Annotated in this window: 14 protein-coding genes and 1 tRNA gene; 10 read left to right on the top strand and 5 right to left on the bottom strand. The window is 62.3% G+C overall.

Annotated elements, in window-relative coordinates; all coding sequences use genetic code 11:
* Positions 1-11: 11 nt before the first annotated feature.
* From PAN08_RS06810 to PAN08_RS06820, 3 genes are all read left to right on the top strand, one after another.
* Positions 12-95 (top strand) — tRNA-Leu (locus PAN08_RS06810).
* A gap of 24 nt (positions 96-119) precedes the next feature.
* Positions 120-1,409 (top strand): nucleotide sugar dehydrogenase, encoded by a 1,290-nt coding sequence (locus tag PAN08_RS06815; RefSeq protein WP_269790704.1) that lies wholly within the window; start codon positions 120-122, stop codon positions 1,407-1,409.
* Positions 1,410-1,439: 30 nt separating this feature from the next.
* Complete coding sequence (locus tag PAN08_RS06820) at positions 1,440-3,062, top strand: FMN-binding glutamate synthase family protein (protein ID WP_269790705.1); 1,623 nt, start codon at positions 1,440-1,442, stop codon at positions 3,060-3,062.
* A gap of 98 nt (positions 3,063-3,160) precedes the next feature.
* Here PAN08_RS06820 and PAN08_RS06825 read toward each other — a convergent pair whose 3' ends face one another.
* Together PAN08_RS06825 and PAN08_RS06830 are read right to left on the bottom strand one after the other, a co-directional pair.
* Positions 3,161-4,411, bottom strand: a complete 1,251-nt coding sequence (locus tag PAN08_RS06825; protein ID WP_269790706.1) for a TIGR03862 family flavoprotein — start codon at positions 4,409-4,411, stop codon at positions 3,161-3,163.
* Positions 4,395-4,826: an FKBP-type peptidyl-prolyl cis-trans isomerase gene (locus PAN08_RS06830; protein ID WP_269790707.1), complete on the bottom strand. Its 432-nt coding sequence runs from the start codon at positions 4,824-4,826 to the stop codon at positions 4,395-4,397. The genes PAN08_RS06825 and PAN08_RS06830 overlap by 17 nt, the downstream gene beginning before the upstream one ends.
* A 61-nt stretch (positions 4,827-4,887) precedes the next feature.
* On the opposite strand from PAN08_RS06830, the gene PAN08_RS06835 reads away from it, so the two are divergent.
* From PAN08_RS06835 to PAN08_RS06845, 3 genes are all read left to right on the top strand, one after another.
* The gene (locus PAN08_RS06835) at positions 4,888-5,253 is read left to right on the top strand and encodes a DUF6164 family protein (RefSeq protein WP_269790708.1); all 366 of its coding nucleotides are present in this window, start codon (positions 4,888-4,890) and stop codon (positions 5,251-5,253) included.
* 38 nt (positions 5,254-5,291) lie between these two features.
* A complete protein-coding gene (locus PAN08_RS06840) occupies positions 5,292-6,047 on the top strand; it encodes a sulfurtransferase (RefSeq protein WP_269790709.1) in 756 nt (251 codons plus the stop codon).
* Positions 6,048-6,203: 156 nt separating this feature from the next.
* Positions 6,204-7,196, top strand: a complete 993-nt coding sequence (locus PAN08_RS06845) for an LLM class flavin-dependent oxidoreductase (protein ID WP_269790710.1) — start codon at positions 6,204-6,206, stop codon at positions 7,194-7,196.
* Positions 7,197-7,349: 153 nt separating this feature from the next.
* Here PAN08_RS06845 and PAN08_RS06850 read toward each other — a convergent pair whose 3' ends face one another.
* Entirely contained in the window at positions 7,350-8,012 is a 663-nt protein-coding gene (locus PAN08_RS06850) for an exopolysaccharide biosynthesis protein (RefSeq protein ID WP_269790711.1), read from the bottom strand.
* A complete protein-coding gene (locus PAN08_RS06855; RefSeq protein WP_269790712.1) occupies positions 7,996-9,339 on the bottom strand; it encodes a hemolysin family protein in 1,344 nt (447 codons plus the stop codon). Before PAN08_RS06855 ends, PAN08_RS06850 begins: the two co-directional genes overlap by 17 nt.
* A gap of 273 nt (positions 9,340-9,612) precedes the next feature.
* Between PAN08_RS06855 and PAN08_RS06860 the strand changes: the two genes are divergently transcribed.
* A complete protein-coding gene (locus tag PAN08_RS06860; RefSeq protein WP_057632489.1) occupies positions 9,613-10,239 on the top strand; it encodes a DUF47 family protein in 627 nt (208 codons plus the stop codon).
* Positions 10,240-10,250: 11 nt separating this feature from the next.
* A complete protein-coding gene (locus tag PAN08_RS06865) occupies positions 10,251-11,372 on the top strand; it encodes an inorganic phosphate transporter (protein WP_269790713.1) in 1,122 nt (373 codons plus the stop codon).
* Positions 11,373-11,724: 352 nt separating this feature from the next.
* Here PAN08_RS06865 and parE read toward each other — a convergent pair whose 3' ends face one another.
* Positions 11,725-13,614 (bottom strand): DNA topoisomerase IV subunit B, encoded by a 1,890-nt coding sequence (parE, locus tag PAN08_RS06870; protein ID WP_269790714.1) that lies wholly within the window; start codon positions 13,612-13,614, stop codon positions 11,725-11,727.
* Positions 13,615-13,771: 157 nt separating this feature from the next.
* Between parE and PAN08_RS06875 the strand changes: the two genes are divergently transcribed.
* Positions 13,772-14,026, top strand: coding sequence for a hypothetical protein (locus PAN08_RS06875; protein ID WP_269790715.1), 255 nt, complete (start codon positions 13,772-13,774; stop codon positions 14,024-14,026).
* A 129-nt stretch (positions 14,027-14,155) separates the two neighbouring features.
* Positions 14,156-15,820 carry a CTP synthase gene (locus tag PAN08_RS06880; protein ID WP_269790716.1) on the top strand — a complete coding sequence of 555 codons (1,665 nt, stop codon included), beginning with the start codon at positions 14,156-14,158 and terminating at the stop codon, positions 15,818-15,820.
* Positions 15,821-15,892: the final 72 nt, after the last annotated feature.

The raw sequence follows: 15,892 nt of genomic DNA on the forward strand, positions 1-15,892 counted from the left end.
GCTATTGCGACGCCCGGGTGGCGAAACTGGTAGACGCAAGGGACTTAAAATCCCTCAGCTGCAAGGCTATGCGGGTTCGATCCCCGCCCCGGGCACAACTTCGCACAGTCGGGAATGGCATGAGTGCTCAGATCACCGCTGCGGCCGCGCCGCGGATCGCCATCATTGGTCTGGGCTATGTCGGCCTGCCGTTGGCCGTCGAATTCGGCAAGACACTGGACACGCTGGGCTATGACATCAATGTCGCCCGTGTGGCCGAACTGCAGAGTGGCCATGATCACACGCTGGAACTGGATGACGCCGAGCTGGTCAGCGGTGTCCACGCACGCTACACCGCCCATCCGGATGAACTTGCTTCGCGCAACGTCTTCATCGTCACCGTGCCCACGCCCATTGATGCGTATGAGCAACCGGATCTTGAGCCGCTGCGCCAGGCAAGCAACCTGATCGCTGGGGTGCTCAAGCGCGGTGATCTGGTGATCTACGAATCCACCGTGTATCCGGGCACCACCGAGGAAGTCTGTGTGCCGTTGCTGGAGCAGGGCTCGGGCTTGCGCTTCAACACCGATTTTTATTGTGGTTATAGCCCAGAGCGGATTAGTCCTGGTGATCGCCAGCGGCGTCTTCCTGACATCCGCAAGATCACTTCAGGTTCCACGCCGGAAGCGGCGGCCGTGGTGGATGGGCTGTACCAACGCATCATCACCGCGGGTACCTGGCCGGCATCGTCCATCCGTGTCGCTGAGGCCGCCAAGGTGGTGGAGAACATCCAGCGTGACGTGAATATCGCCCTGGTCAACGAACTTGCCCTGATTTTCGATCGGCTCGATATCGACACGCTCGATGTCCTTGAGGCGGCTGGGACCAAGTGGAATTTCCTGCCGTTTCGGCCGGGCATGGTGGGCGGGCATTGCATTGGCGTTGATCCGTACTACCTGCTGCACAAATCCGAAAGCGTGGGTTACCACCCGGATCTCATCCACACCGCGCGACAGGTCAACAACCGGGTGGTTGCGCATGTGGTGTCACGCGTGCGTCTGCTGCTGGAAGGCAGGCGCAAGCCGCTGCAGGGCGCGCGCGTGCTGGTGCTGGGCGTCACCTTCAAGGAGGACTGCCCGGATCTGCGCAATAGTCGCGCGCTGGACCTGGTACAGATGCTGTCCGCTGCCGGCGCGCAGGTGGATGCATTTGACCCGTGGGCTCCCCCGGAGGGGGCGCGTGACATGGGTGGTGTAGAACGTGTGAAAGCCCCGGCCCAAGGCGCTTACGACGCCGTGGTGCTGGCGGTGGCGCACCACCAATTCCGTGATTTCGATGTCGCCACCATTCGTGCGCTGGGTGTGCCGGACGTGGTGGTCTACGACGTTAAATCGGTCTGGCCCCGGCAGGCAGTGGACGACCGGTTGTAGAATCCGCCATCCCTGAAGTCGAGGAAGGCAATGCATCGCTACCTGGTTTATGTGCTGGCACTGGTTCTGCTGCCGGTAACGCTCGCTCTGGCGACCCATTGGCCCGCCTGGTACTGGGGTGTTGCCCTGTTCGGCATCATGTCGGTGCTCGGTACCTGGGATGTGCTGCAGCGGCGCAGCGTGCTGCGTCGCAATTACCCGGTGCTAGCGCACTTCCGATACGGCTTTGAATCCATTGGCCCGGAAATCCGACAGTACTTCGTGCAGAGCGATCTGGAGGACGTGCCGTTCTCGCGCCAGCAGCGGCAGCTGATCTACCAGCGCTCACGCAATGAAATGGACGTGGTGCCGTTTGGCACGCTGCGCAGCACTTACGCGGTGGACTACGAGTGGCTCAACCATTCGATGGCGCCGACCAGCATTCCGCACCATGACTTCCGCGTGGTGATCGGTAGCGAATGCGCCAAGCCGTATTCGGCCAGTGTGTTCAACATCTCGGCGATGAGCTTTGGTTCGTTGTCGGCCAATGCCATCCGTGCTTTGAACAAGGGCGCAAAGCTCGGCAGCTTCTATCACGACACCGGCGAAGGTTCGATATCGCCGTATCACCGCGAAAATGGCGGGGATCTGGTGTGGGAAATTGGCTCGGGCTACTTCGGTTGCCGTGACGAGAATGGCCGCTTCAGTGAGGAGCGCTTTGCCGAAAATGCCAGCAGTGATCAGGTCAAGATGATCGAGATCAAGCTGTCGCAGGGTGCCAAGCCCGGCCATGGTGGCGTGCTTCCGGCCGCCAAGGTCAGTGCGGAAATCTCCATCACCCGCGGTGTGCCGCTGGGCGTGGACTGCGTGTCGCCCTCCAAGCATTCGGCGTTTTCCACGCCGGTAGAGCTGCTGCAGTTCGTCGCACGCCTGCGTGAGTTGTCTGGTGGCAAGCCGGTTGGCTTCAAGTTGGCGCTCGGCCATCCGTGGGAATGGTTTGGCATTGCCAAGGCAATGCTGGAAACCGGGCTGTTGCCGGACTACATCGTGGTCGATGGCGCCGAAGGCGGCACCGGTGCATCACCGGCCGAATTCATCGACCACGTTGGCGTGCCGATGAACGAAGCGCTGATTTTGGTGCACAACACCTTGGTCGGTCTGGACCTGCGTGACCGCATCCGTCTGGGTGCGGCCGGCAAGGTGACCAGCGCGTTCGATATCGCCCGCACCATCGCGCTCGGTGCGGACTGGTGCAACGCCGGGCGTGGTTTCATGTTCGCGCTGGGCTGCATCCAGTCGCTGAGTTGCCACAACGACAAGTGCCCGACCGGTATCGCCACCCAGGATCCAAGCCGTTGGCGCCACCTGGAGCCGATGGATAAGGCGCAGCGGGTGTTCAATTACCACGAGAATACGCTGCGCGCGCTGCGCGATTTGTTGGGCGCCGCCGGCTTGAATGACCCTTCCGAACTGGGGCCGGAGCACATTCTGCGGCGGGTCTCGCCGGTGGAAATCCGTTCGCTGGCTGCCCTGTATCGGTATCTTGCGCCGGGCGAACTGCTCAATAAGGTGCCGGAGCATGTGGTGTTCCGCGAGTACTGGGCCGATGCGCGCAGTGACTCGTTCATCCCGCCCGCACGGATTACCGCACTGCGTTCAAGCAAGTTGCGCTGAAGTCTCGCGTCACGGAGAGCGGAGCCATGCTCCGCCAAGGTTTTACCGGCAAAGCGCCGGCCGGGCATGACTCGGCCGGCGTTTGATTGTGGCGGGGCTTAGTTGCCCAGCCAGCGAATCACGCCCTTTGCTGCACACAGCCCGCTGGCGTAGCACGCGGTAAGTAGATAGCCGCCGGTCGGCGCTTCCCAATCCAGCATCTCGCCTGCGCAGAACACGCCCGGAAGGGCGGTCAGCATCAGTTCGTCGTTCATCGCTTCCAGTCGCACGCCACCGGCGGTGCTGATGGTTTCAGCCATCGGACGCGGGCGTAGCACTTGCAGCGGCAGGCGTTTGAGCGTGCGCACAACGGCAACGATATCGTTGCCTGCATCTTTGCCCAGCACTTCAAACAACAAGCCAGCCTTTACCGCATCCAGCCCTGCAGCACGGCGCAGGTGTTCGCCGAAACTGCGGCCCTTGCGCGGGCGGCTGAGGTCGGTGAGCAGGCGCGCGTCATCGCGGCCAGGCACAAGATCCAGTTCAAGACGTGCTTGTCCATCGCGATTGAGTGTTTCGCGCAGGTCGGCCGAAAGCGCATAAATCAGGCTGCCTTCGATGCCGTACTCGCTCACCACGCATTCGCCCTGCAACTGGTGCGGCTGTCCCTGCAGATCGTGCCAATGGGCGACAACCGGTTTCAGCGGTGCGCCGGCATGGCGTTGGCTGAAATGCGGTGTCCAGTCGATATCGAAGCCACAGTTGGCCGATTGCAGTGGCGCGGTATCCACTTCGTGCTGTTGCAGGATCGGCATCCAGCTGCCGTCAGAGCCCAGCTGCGGCCAGCTGCCACCGCCCAACGAAAGTACGGTGGCGTCGGAGTGCACGGTGACCTCGCCATTCTCGGTGGCCATGCGCAGGCTGCCGTCCGCATTCCAGCCCAACCAGCGGTGTTGGACGTTGAAGCGTACGCCGCGCTCTTTCAGTCGGCGCACCCAGCCGCGCAACAATGGCGCGGCCTTGCGATCCACCGGGAAAACGCGCCCGGAACTGCCGACATAGGTTTCCACGCCAAAGCCCGCCGCCCAATCCCGCAGCGCTTGCGCATCAAAGCCATTGAGCCAACGGCTGATTTCAGTCTGTCGTTCGCGGTAGCGCGAGTCGAACAGCGGCCGTGGATCGGAATGGGTGAGGTTGAGCCCACCTTTGCCGGCGATCAGGAACTTGCGCCCGGGCGAACCCTTGGCTTCATACAGATCCACCTGCAATCCGGCCGCGCACAGGTGTTCGGCAGCGAACAGCCCTGCAGGGCCGCCGCCGATCACGGCAACGCGCTTGCCGGCGAGGCCGGTATCAGCGGGGCTGGACATCAAGCAGTTCAACGTCGAATACCAACGAAGAGCCGGCCGGAATTGGGCCGGTGCTGCGATTGCCGTAGCCGTATTCGGCCGGAATCATCAGCGTGCGCTTGCCGCCAATCTTCATGCCCGTAAAGCCTTCATCCCAGCCACGGATGACCTGCTTTTCGCCCAGGTTGAAGGTGAACGGCTCGCCGCGATCCACCGAGCTGTCGAACTTCTTGCCGTGCTTGTCGGCGGTGCGTTCGTCATACAGCCAGCCGGTGTAGTGCACGGTGATCTTGCTGCCAGCGACGGCCTCGGCGCCGGTGCCCAGCTGGGTGTCGATACGCTCGAACGTGGCGATGCTGCCACCCGGCGGCGGGCCCGGCGGGGTGCAGCCAACGACGAGTAGGGACAGCAGAAGCGGGATGAACAGACGGCGCATGAACGGCTCCGACGAAAAGGGCGTGCAAGGGTAGCGCATCGCTGGCGGGTATCATTGCGCGATGGCCAAGCTGCTCCTCAATCTGCGCAATGTCGGTGACGACGAAAGTCACGAAGTCGGCGAACTGCTCGACCTCAATCGCATCCCCTGGTATCGCACCGAGCCCAGTCCGTGGGGCATTTCCAACGGCGGCATCTGGTTGCGCGATAACGAAGACCATCCGCGCGCCAAGGTATTGATGGCGACCTACCAGGCCGAGCGCACGCAACGTATGCGTGCCGAGCGTGAGGCCAGTTTGCGGGATGGCAGCGCGCAGACGTTCAGCAGTTTGTTCAGGCAACGCCCGCTTTACGTGATTGCGGTGCTGCTGGGCATGCTGGCCGCTGCGGCGCTGGTGCTGTTGCCGTTCGTGCTGCTACGCGGCTGAAGCGGCCAATAGTACGGCTGGCCGTTACAATACGGCCCATGATCGTCAATACCGCCGCCTACCATTTCGTCCCTCTTCCCGATGCTGACGCGCTCAATGCGGTGTTGCTGGAGCGTGCCAAGGCGCAGGAGCTGCGCGGCACCATCCTGGTGGCGGGTGAGGGTATCAATCTGTTCCTGGCTGGCAGCCGTGAAGGTGTTGATGCCTTTTACGCGGCGCTGAAGGCTGACGCGCGCTTTGCCGACATGCGTGTCAAATACAGCTATAGCCAGATGCAGCCATTCGCGCGGCTCAAGGCCAAGGTCAAGACAGAGATCATCAGTTTCCGCCGTGATGATGGCCAGCCGCTCGATTACCCGCGTGCGCCCAGTGTCGCTCCGACCACCGTGCAGCGTTGGTTGCAGCAGGGCCATGACGACGGCGGTAAGCGCGTGGTGATGCTCGACACGCGCAACGAGCAGGAGTTCGCGCACGGTACCTTTACCGGCGCATTGACCCTGCCAATCGCTAAATTCACCGACCTGCCGGCCGCACTTGAGCCGCACCGTGAGGACCTGGCTGACGCCACCGTGGTGAGTTTCTGCACCGGCGGCATCCGTTGTGAAAAGGCCGCGTTGTGGATGCAGAACGGCGGCATGCATAACGTGTTGCAGCTGGAAGGCGGCATTCTGGGTTACTTCGAGGAAGTGGGCGGCGAAGGCTATGACGGCCGTTGCTTCGTCTTTGACGAGCGCGTGGCGCTGGACGCGCAGCTGCAGCCGTTGGTGGATCGCGACGAAAGCCAAGCGGCCTGAGGTCGGACAAGGCCAATAGGCCGGAGAGAGTGGGCGGCCGCAGCCCGTTCTCAGGGCGACAGGTAGTCTCATTGCGGAAAACAGCGTTCAGGCTACAGCGGTTCCTTTACGATCCAGCGGCCCCATGTCGTTTCCATCATCTCTGGAAGCCGCCGCATGATTCCTCTTTCCGTTCTCGATCTGGCCCCCGTCTGTGAAGGCTCCAGCCCACGGCAGGCCTTTGGCAACATGCTTGATCTGGCCCAGCACGCTGAACGCTGGGGCTACCGCCGTTTTTGGCTGGCTGAGCATCACAACATGCCGGGTATCGCCAGCGCCGCTACCTCGGTGCTGATCGGCCATGTGGCGGGTGGCACGTCGACCATCCGTGTCGGCGCCGGCGGCATCATGTTGCCCAATCACTCGCCACTCCAAGTGGCCGAACAGTTCGGCACGTTGGCCTCGCTTTATCCGGGGCGCATTGATCTGGGCCTCGGCCGCGCGCCGGGTACCGATCACGCCACCGCGCGCGCGTTGCGTCGCTATTTCGACAGCGCCGACCAGTTCCCGCAGGACGTGACCGAGCTGTTGCATTACTTCGCGCCGGCGCAGCCGGGGCAGAGCGTGCAGGCCGTGCCGGGCGCGGGCGTGGATGTGCCGGTGTGGTTGCTGGGCTCCAGCCTGTTCAGTGCGCGGCTGTCGGCAGCGATGGGTTTGTCGTTTGCCTTCGCCTCGCACTTCGCGCCGGATTCCATGGATGAAGCACTGGCGCTGTATCGCCGCGACTTCAAGCCGTCTGAGCACCTGCGTGAGCCTTACGCGATCTTGGCGTTGAATGTCGTTGCCAGCGAGTCAGAGGCCGAGTCGCGGCGTCTGTTCACCACGCAGCAGCAGAGCTTTGTGAATCTGCGTCGTGGGCGCCCCGGGCAGATTCCGCCGCCGGTGGAAGACATCGAGGCGTTCTGGGAGCCGCATGAAAAGAGCGGCGTGGAGCGGGCATTGGCGTGCACGGTGCTGGGCGATCCTGCTCAGGTGGCCGAGGGGCTGCAGGCATTCGCGCAGCGTCATCGTCCGGACGAAATGCTGCTGACTGCCAACATCTTCGACCATGCCGCGCGGCTGCGTTCGTTTGAGCTGGCCATGCAGGCATGGCAAGCATCACACGCGTAAAAGCAGCGCCCTTGTAGCAACGGCTTGGGCCGCGAAACCAGACGCCTGCGGCATCACGGAAGCCTGCACTCTGCAGGCTTCTGTCCTGATCAGTCAGCGTGGTGGTGGATGCCCGCTCCTGGAGCGGCTGCCGTTTGTATAACGGCAGCGGCGTCAGCCACCGGTCCAGCGCTGTACCAAGTCGATCACGCCAGTCACCAACTGGCCCGAGCTCAGGCCGAAGAACAGCACTGCCGCGACGGCCGCCGCCCAGTTGACCAGCATCAATGCACCGTCGCGTTCAATCAGTGCCAGCGCGAACAGCAACAGCTGGAAGCCGAACAGATAGTTGGTGAACGGGATCGGCAGCGACAGCAGCAGGCCGACCAGAAGCAGCAGGACGCCGGTAAACATCCGCGCGGGGAGCGGGCTGATCAGCAGCGGCAAGCGCGGCTTGAGCATGCGGTCCAGCCGTCGCAACGGGCGGCCGATCTTGCCGAGGAATGTATGCATGGTGCCGCGCTTGGGGCCGCGTCTGGCAATGAAACCGGGTAGCCATGGCCGCGACAAGCCACACAGCAGTTGCATGCCAATCAGCAACACCAGTGGCCCACTGATGGCACCGCCAATGCCCGGAATCGGAATGAATGCCGGCAGGATCGCGATGAACAGAAACATGCCAAAAGCGCTCTGTTCCAGTCCCTGCAATATCTGCCCCAGGCTCAGCTGCTCGGCCGGATCGCCGCGCTCGAACATTCCCAGCAGCGTGCGGATGCCCTCGTTCTGATAGGCATCGTCTTGCACGGTGTCGTCGGGCCGATCAACCGGTGGTGTCATCAGCATCTTCTTCTGGCAGCTTGTGCATCAGCAGCTTGTCGATACGTGCGCCATCCAGGTCGACGATCTCGACCCGCCAACCTGCCCAGTCGAAATACTCGCCCGCATGCGGTATGCGCCCGAACTGGTGCATGCACATGCCCGCCAGCGTGTAGTAATCGCCTTCCTCGGCGTCCGGCAGCTCGGCGCCTTCCATCAGTTCGCGCAGGTCGTCTATCGGCAGTGACCCGTCCACCAGCAGGGAGCCATCGGCGCGGGTCACGACCAATGCGTCTTCGTCGGAGTTTTCAGTGGCCTGCAGGCGGCCAACCACCGCGCCCATCAGGTCGGAGATGGTCACCAAGCCCTGGATTTCGCCGTACTCGTCCACCACCAATGCCATCGATTGGTGTTCTTCGCGGAAGATTTCCAGCAGTTTCATCGCATGGGTGGATTCGGAGACATACAGCGTCTCGCGCAGATTCTCGAACAGCGAACCGTGGGCGCCTTCTAGGCGTGTCACCAACGTCTTCACTTCAAGAATGCCAGCGATGTCCTGGTCATTGCCGCGATACACCGGATAGCGCGAGAACGCATGGTCGCGCATGGTGTGGAGGTTCTTGGCCGGGTCGGCGGTGGTGTCCAGCCAGGCAATGCGGTTGCGCGGGGTCATCAGGCTGTCGGCGGTGCGGTCGCCCAGGCGCATGACGCGATTCATCATGTCGCGCTCATGGGAGTCGATGACGCCGGCCTCATGGCTTTCGGCCACCAGCATGCGGATCTCTTCTTCAGTGACCGATGCCGACTCAGTCTTGCCCAGGCCGATGATGCGCAGCACCAGCTGGGTGGAGCGTGACAACAGCCAGACGCCAGGTGCGGCAATGCGGGCCAGCCAGCTCATCGGCACCGAGACGAAACCGGCAATATCTTCAGAACGGGTCAATGCGAGGCGTTTTGGCACCAGTTCGCCGAAGATCAGCGTCAGGTAGGTGATCAGCGCAACAGCCAGCACCTTGCCGATGAAACTCGAATACGGCTGCGGTTCGCCGACCAGCGAGAAGGTGGCCGATAGCGACGGGAAGGCCGCTTGCAGCTGCTGGGCAATCGCGCCGCCAATGGCGTCGCCACCGTAGACGCCAGTGAGGATGCCAATCAAGGTGATGCCGATCTGTACGGTGGACAGAAAATTCTCTGGTTTTTCAGAGAGTTCCAGTGCCCGTGCGGCGCGCTTGCTCGAGCCGGCCATCTGTTTGAGGCGGCTTTTGCGCGATGTCATGACCGACATTTCGGACATGGCAAAGAAGCCGTTGAGCAGAATCAGCGCGAGTACGATAAAAAATTCAAACACGGGTCTCTCCCCGGGTTGGTGGCGGGGAGGGCGGGTGTTTGCGATGGCCACAGGCGCTCAGGAGCGGAGTCCAGCGCGGCGGCGGGGGATAAGGGTCGTCGTCCATAGGGTGCGCCACGAAGGCGCCGGGGGATATTAGCAAACCCGGGGGGATGAGCGGCAACGATGCGTTCACAGGACAGGGCCAGCAAGGTGCAGGAATACCCGAGATGCCATCTAACCGTCATAATCCGCCCCGGTGCCGTCCCTCCCGCGACGGCGTATAGGTTTCTCATGTTCTCTCTGCAGACCATTTTCGGTTCCGGCAAACAGTTCTATACCCTGCTGGACGAGGCTGCCCAAGCCGCCCAGGACAGTGCCAAAGCGCTGCACTCGATGCTGCGCGAAGCAGATCGTCAGCCGGCCCTGGACGCCTTCAAGCTGGCCCGCCTGCGCGAACGCGCCGCCTCTGACAAGATCAGCCAGGCGTTGGTGGACAGCTTCATGACGCCCATCGAGCGCGAAGACATCGAAGCGCTGGGTTCGGCGCTGTACAAGATTCCCAAGCAGATTGAAAAGTTCGCAGATCGCTACTCACTTGCGACCACGCACCTGGAGCACATCGACTTCGCCCCGCGCGCAGCGATGCTCGAACAGGCTGCCAGCGTTGTGGTGGACATGGTCAATGACCTGCGCCACATGAATCTGGACCGGATGACCGCACTCAACGAGAAGCTGCGCTCGCTGGAGAACGAAGCGGACCGATTGATGCTTGAGCTGTATCGCGACATCTACTCCGGGCGCTTGGACAACCTGCAGATGTTCCTGCTCAAGGAATTCTTCGAGATCCTGGAAAAAGCCATCGACCGCTGCCGTGAAGCGGGCGTTGTGGCTTACCAGATCGTCCTGAAAAACAGCTGACGGACGCCCGCATGCTCACCTTAGTTCTGGTGGTGATCCTGGCCGCGCTCGTCTTCGAGTTCATCAACGGCTTCCACGACACGGCCAACTCCATCGCCACCGTTGTAGCGACCAAAGTGCTCTCGCCCGGCTGGGCAGTGATGCTGGCCGCGTTCATGAACCTCATCGGCGCGCTAACCGGCACCGCCGTGGCGCTGACCATCGCTTCAGGCCTGCTCAACACCAATGTGATTGACGTTACTCCGCAGGTGATTCTGTGCGCGCTGTTGGGCGGCATCATCTGGAACCTGATCACCTGGTGGAAGGGTCTTCCGTCCTCGTCCTCGCATGCCCTGATTGGCGGCTTGTGTGGCGCGGGTCTGGCCGCAGCTCACAACAACTGGGATGTACTGATCTGGTCCGAACGCCTTGGCACCTGGGCCCAGAACAAGGGCCTGTTGTGGAAGGTGTTTCTGCCAATGATCACCTCGCCGATCGCCGGCTTCTTGCTCGGTATCGTGGTGATGTGCCTGTTGTGGGCAATCATCGCGGCGATGGCCAAGGTCGGTGGCTGGATCGGCCGTCTGGCGCGTCCGCGCATCGTCAATATGTTCTTTGGCAAGGCGCAGATCGTATCGGCGGCCTACATGGGTTTCGCTCACGGCCATAACGACGCGCAGAAGACCATGGGCATCATTGCCATGACCCTGGTTGGTGCCGAAGCGACGGGTGCATTGAACGATCTGCCATCGTGGCTGGCTTTCATGCATCCCGACGCAAGTACCGGCAACGGTATTGCGATGTGGATCGTGCTGACCTGTGCCGTGGTGATGGCTGCTGGTACCGCATCGGGTGGCTGGAAGATCATCAAGACCTTGGGCCACAAGATGGTCAAGCTGCACCCCATCCATGGTTTCGCTGCGGAAACCAGCTCGGCCACCATCCTGACCCTTGCTGCGCACTTCGGCATGCCGGTTTCGACCACGCACAGCATCTCCACCGCGATCATGGGTGTAGGTTTTGCCAAGAACCCGCGTTCGCTGCGCTTGGGTGTGATTGAACGCATCGTCTGGGCGTGGATTCTGACGATTCCGGCTGCAGGTGGCTGCGCCTACCTGATCCTGAAGGGATTCGAGATGGTCGGCTGGCACTGACTGGTGCTATAAGTGCAAAGAAAAAGCCCGCCTTTCGGTGGGCTTTTTTGTGCGCGGAGAAAGGGAAGCTTTGAAGCCGGGTAGATGCAGCGCGCCAGCTGAGCTGACCACCTGGCGCGCGTGCTTTGAAGGCCGCGCCTCTCCGTGGCTTTGGCTTCCTGTCTACGCCGCGCTTGGTCGGGGGTGCTGGGCTTGGATTTGCTCCTGACGAGCAATTGGCGAAATCAATAAAAAAGCCCGCCGATAAAGGCGGGCTTTTAAGCGGGAATGAACCCCGGCGTCGTGATGTTCGCCTGCCATTGAATGCCGGGATGGGGCTTTCGCTACGTCCCGGCCTGCGGCGAGCCCTGACTCAGGCTTCCAGCGAAGCCAGGTCGCCCTTGCTCTCCAGCCAGCCCTTGCGATCTGCCGCACGCTTCTTGGCCAGCAGCATGTCCATCAGCGAGTGGGTCATCTCGCCATCGTCTACGGTCAGCTGTACCAGGCGGCGTGTATCCGGGTGGATGGTGGATTCACGTAGCTGCGGCGGGTTCATTTCGCCCAAGCCCTTGAAGCGGGTCACGCTGATCTGGCCACGGATCTTCTCGCGCTCGATCTTGTCCAGCATCGAGCGTTTTTCCTCTTCGTCCAGCGCGTAGAACACCTGCTTGCCCACGTCGATACGGAACAACGGCGGCATTGCCACGAATACATGGCCGGCATCCACCAGCGACGGGAAGTGACGCAGGAACAGCGCAGCGAGCAGGGTGGCGATATGCAGGCCATCCGAGTCGGCGTCGGCCAGGATCACCACCTTGCCGTAACGCAGGCCGGACAGGTCGTCCTTGCCGGGGTCGCAGCCGATCGCGATGGCCAGGTTGTGGACTTCTTCGGAGGCCAGCACGCTGCCCGAAGCCACTTCCCAGGTATTCAGGATCTTGCCGCGCAGCGGCAGGATGGCCTGGAAATCCTTATCGCGGGCTTGCTTGGCGCTGCCGCCTGCCGAGTCACCTTCCACCAGGAACAGCTCGGTGCGCGACAGATCCTGGCTGATGCAATCGGCCAGCTTGCCGGGCAGGGCGGGGCCCTGGGTGACCTTCTTGCGGGTGACCAGTTTTTCGGTTTTCAGGCGCGCGCTGGCGCGTTCAATGGCGATCTGCGCGATTTTCTCGCCCAGCTCCACGTTCTGGTTGAGCAGCAGGCTGAAGGCGTCATGTGCGGCGCCTTCGACGAAGCCGGCCGCCTGGCGCGAGGACAGGCGCTCCTTCGTCTGGCCGCTGAACTGCGGGTCGGTCATCTTCAGCGACAGCACGAACGACACGCGGTCCCACACGTCTTCCGGCGCCAGCTTGACGCCACGCGGCAGCAGGTTGCGGAAGTCGCAGAACTCGCGCAATGCCTCGGTCAGGCCGGTGCGCAGGCCGTTGGCGTGAGTGCCGTGCTGAGCGGTCGGGATCAGGTTGACGTAGCTTTCCTGGACCAGCTCGCCTTCCGGTAGCCAGGCCACCGCCCAGTCAACGATCTCGGTTTCTTTCTTGAGACTGCCGGCGAACAGGTCGGCCGGCAGCATTTCGCGCTCGCCCAGCTCGGTCTTCAGGTAGTCGCGCAGGCCATCTTCGTAATACCAGGTGTCGACTTCGCCAGTGGCTTCTTCGGTCAGCTTGACGGTCAGGCCCGGGCACAGCACGGCCTTGGCGCGCAGCAGGTGGCGCAGCGCACGGACGTTGAATTTATTGGTGTCGAAATACTTCGGGTCTGGCCAGAAGCGCAGACGGGTGCCGGTGTTCTTCTTGCCAACGCTGCCCACCACTTCCAGCGGGCTGGCGCGGTCGCCATCGCGGAAGGTGATGCGGTGCTCGCTGCCATCGCGGCGGATGTGGATTTCCACCAGGTTGGAGAGCGCATTGACGACCGATACGCCCACGCCGTGCAGGCCGCCGGAGAAGGTGTAGTTGCGATTATTGAACTTGCCGCCCGCGTGCAGCCGGGTAAGGATCAGTTCGACGCCGGGGATCTTTTCTTCCGGGTGGATGTCCACGGGCATGCCGCGGCCATCGTCGCTGACCTCGCAGCTGCCGTCCTTGAACAGCACCACTTCCACCGTCCGGGCATGGCCTGCCAGGGCCTCATCGACCGAGTTGTCGATGACTTCCTGCGCCAGATGGTTCGGGCGCGCAGTGTCGGTGTACATGCCAGGGCGGCGTTTGACCGGGTCCAGGCCGGAAAGGACTTCGATGTCGGCGGCGTTGTAACGGGCGTTCATGTATCTCGAATTAAGGCGCAAAGCGACGGGGGAGTTTGCGGTCTGTCGGCGATTTTTGCACGCGGGGCATTCAGGGCGCGGCGAGGCGGGGCGAGGTATCCTGTGTGCGGTTTGATGAGCTTCGCCCTTCCCGGCGGGCATATTGAGGAGTAAACGGATGAAATCGTCGAAATTACTGGTTCTGGCAGCGGTTGCCGCCGCGGTAGTAGCGGTTCCCTTCGTGATGGCGCAGACCGCCGACAGGGCCAAGACGGGTGAAACCGCCCAGGCGGCCCCGGTAGACAGGGCGCAGAGCGAGGCTGAGCAGAAGGCCAAGCGCCGTGCCGCCGCCGCCGCGCAGGAAAAGGCGCAGGGCGATCAGCAGGCCGCACCGCGTGAAGAAGAGGAAGAGGAAGCCCGCCGTCGTCGCTGACGCGGTTTTCCCTGCATGACAGACGCCCCGGCTCAGGCTGGGGCGTCTTTTTTTTGAGGTCGCCTCATCCTGTGCTTGGGTGTTTAGGCGACAACCTTTAAACTAGGGCTTTCCGGGAGGCAGTGAGCCATGACCCCCCTTATTTTTGTTACCGGTGGTGTGGTGTCCTCGCTTGGCAAGGGCATTGCAGCCGCGTCTTTGGCCTCGATTCTCGAGGCGCGTGGCCTGAAGGTCACGATGATGAAGCTGGATCCGTACATCAATGTCGATCCAGGCACGATGAGTCCTTTCCAGCATGGTGAGGTCTATGTCACCGATGACGGTGCCGAGACCGATCTGGACCTGGGCCATTACGAGCGTTTCGTGCATACCCGCTTGAGCCGAAAGAATTCGGTCACTACCGGGCGCATCTACGAGAACGTGATCCGCAAGGAGCGCCGGGGCGACTACCTGGGCGCTACCGTGCAGGTCATTCCGCATATCACCGATGAAATCCGCCGCTGCATCGACGAGGCCACGGAAGGTTTCGACGTAGCGTTGGTGGAAATCGGCGGTACCGTCGGCGATATCGAGTCGCTTCCGTTCCTGGAGGCGATCCGTCAGGTGCGCACCGAGCGCGGTCCGGAGAAGGCGCTGTTCATGCACCTCACGCTGGTGCCGTTCATTGCGGCGGCTGGTGAGTTGAAGACCAAGCCGACCCAGCATTCGGTCAAGGAGCTGCGTTCGATCGGCATCCAGCCGGACGTTCTGCTGTGCCGTTCCGAGCAGGCAATTCCGGATTCGGAGCGCCGCAAGATTTCGCTGTTCACCAACGTCTCCGAGCGTGCCGTGATCAGCGTGCCAGACGTGGAAGTGCTGTACCGCGTGCCGATGGGCCTGCATGCGCAGGGCCTGGATGAGATCGTGGTCAACCAGCTCAAGCTCGCTGACAAGGCCGGTCCTGCCGACCTATCTGAGTGGGAGGCGGTGCTGGATGCAGCGCTGCACCCGTTGGACGAGGTGACCATTGCTGTCGTTGGTAAGTACGTCGATCACCAGGACGCTTACAAATCGGTGGGTGAGGCGCTCAAGCACGGCGGCCTGCGCCAGCGCACCCGGGTCAACCTGAAGTGGCTGGAAGCGCAGGAGCTGGAAGAATCCGGTTTGGCGGGGCTGGACGGCGTGGACGGCATTTTGGTGCCGGGTGGCTTTGGTGACCGCGGCTTTGAAGGCAAGGTGCTGACTTCGCAGTACGCCCGTGAACACCGCGTGCCGTACTTCGGTATCTGCTATGGCATGCAGGCGGCGGTGGTTGATTTCGCCCGCCATGTGGCCGGTCTGGAAGGCGCCAACAGCACCGAAAACGACCGCCAATCACCAAACCCGGTGATCGGCCTGATCACCGAGTGGCGTACCGCCAGCGGTGATGTCGAGAAGCGCGATGAGAAGTCCGATCTGGGCGGCACCATGCGTCTGGGGTTGCAGGAACAGCGTTTGAAGCCAGGCACCCTGGCGCACGAGCTGTATGGCAAGGACGTGGTGGCCGAGCGTCACCGTCACCGTTACGAGTTCAACAACCGCTACCGCACCCAGCTGGAAGACGCTGGCTTGGTGATCGCCGGCAAGTCGATGGATGACACGCTGGTGGAGGTGGTTGAACTGCCGCGTGACAAACACCCGTGGTTCCTGGCTTGCCAGGCGCACCCGGAATTCTTGTCCACGCCGCGTGGCGGGCACCCGCTGTTCATCGGCTTCATCCGCGCCGCACGCGAGAAGAAGGCCGGTGGCAAGCTGCTGAAGGAAGCACGCGCCTGAGGCGCAGGCTTTCCCGGTAGGTGAGAGAAGGCAATGGCCCGCCGCGTGCGGGCCATTGCCGTTCAGGTCGGG

The sequence above is a fragment of the Stenotrophomonas sp. Iso1 genome (assembly GCF_027497995.1).
Classification (GTDB): Bacteria; Pseudomonadota; Gammaproteobacteria; order Xanthomonadales; family Xanthomonadaceae; genus Stenotrophomonas.

Excerpts from the sequence above, each read along its gene's own strand:
- PAN08_RS06815 (WP_269790704.1), top strand. The coding sequence starts at position 120 with ATGAGTGCTCAGATCACCGCTGCGGCCGCGCCGCGGATCGCCATCATT.
- PAN08_RS06830 (WP_269790707.1), bottom strand. The coding sequence starts at position 4,826 with ATGCGCCGTCTGTTCATCCCGCTTCTGCTGTCCCTACTCGTCGTTGGC.
- PAN08_RS06880 (WP_269790716.1), top strand. The coding sequence starts at position 14,156 with ATGACCCCCCTTATTTTTGTTACCGGTGGTGTGGTGTCCTCGCTTGGC.
- PAN08_RS06835 (WP_269790708.1), top strand. The coding sequence starts at position 4,888 with ATGGCCAAGCTGCTCCTCAATCTGCGCAATGTCGGTGACGACGAAAGT.
- PAN08_RS06860 (WP_057632489.1), top strand. The coding sequence starts at position 9,613 with ATGTTCTCTCTGCAGACCATTTTCGGTTCCGGCAAACAGTTCTATACC.
- PAN08_RS06850 (WP_269790711.1), bottom strand. The coding sequence starts at position 8,012 with ATGACACCACCGGTTGATCGGCCCGACGACACCGTGCAAGACGATGCC.
- PAN08_RS06820 (WP_269790705.1), top strand. The coding sequence starts at position 1,440 with ATGCATCGCTACCTGGTTTATGTGCTGGCACTGGTTCTGCTGCCGGTA.
- PAN08_RS06845 (WP_269790710.1), top strand. The coding sequence starts at position 6,204 with ATGATTCCTCTTTCCGTTCTCGATCTGGCCCCCGTCTGTGAAGGCTCC.
- PAN08_RS06865 (WP_269790713.1), top strand. The coding sequence starts at position 10,251 with ATGCTCACCTTAGTTCTGGTGGTGATCCTGGCCGCGCTCGTCTTCGAG.
- parE (WP_269790714.1), bottom strand. The coding sequence starts at position 13,614 with ATGAACGCCCGTTACAACGCCGCCGACATCGAAGTCCTTTCCGGCCTG.
- PAN08_RS06875 (WP_269790715.1), top strand. The coding sequence starts at position 13,772 with ATGAAATCGTCGAAATTACTGGTTCTGGCAGCGGTTGCCGCCGCGGTA.
- PAN08_RS06840 (WP_269790709.1), top strand. The coding sequence starts at position 5,292 with ATGATCGTCAATACCGCCGCCTACCATTTCGTCCCTCTTCCCGATGCT.
- PAN08_RS06825 (WP_269790706.1), bottom strand. The coding sequence starts at position 4,411 with ATGTCCAGCCCCGCTGATACCGGCCTCGCCGGCAAGCGCGTTGCCGTG.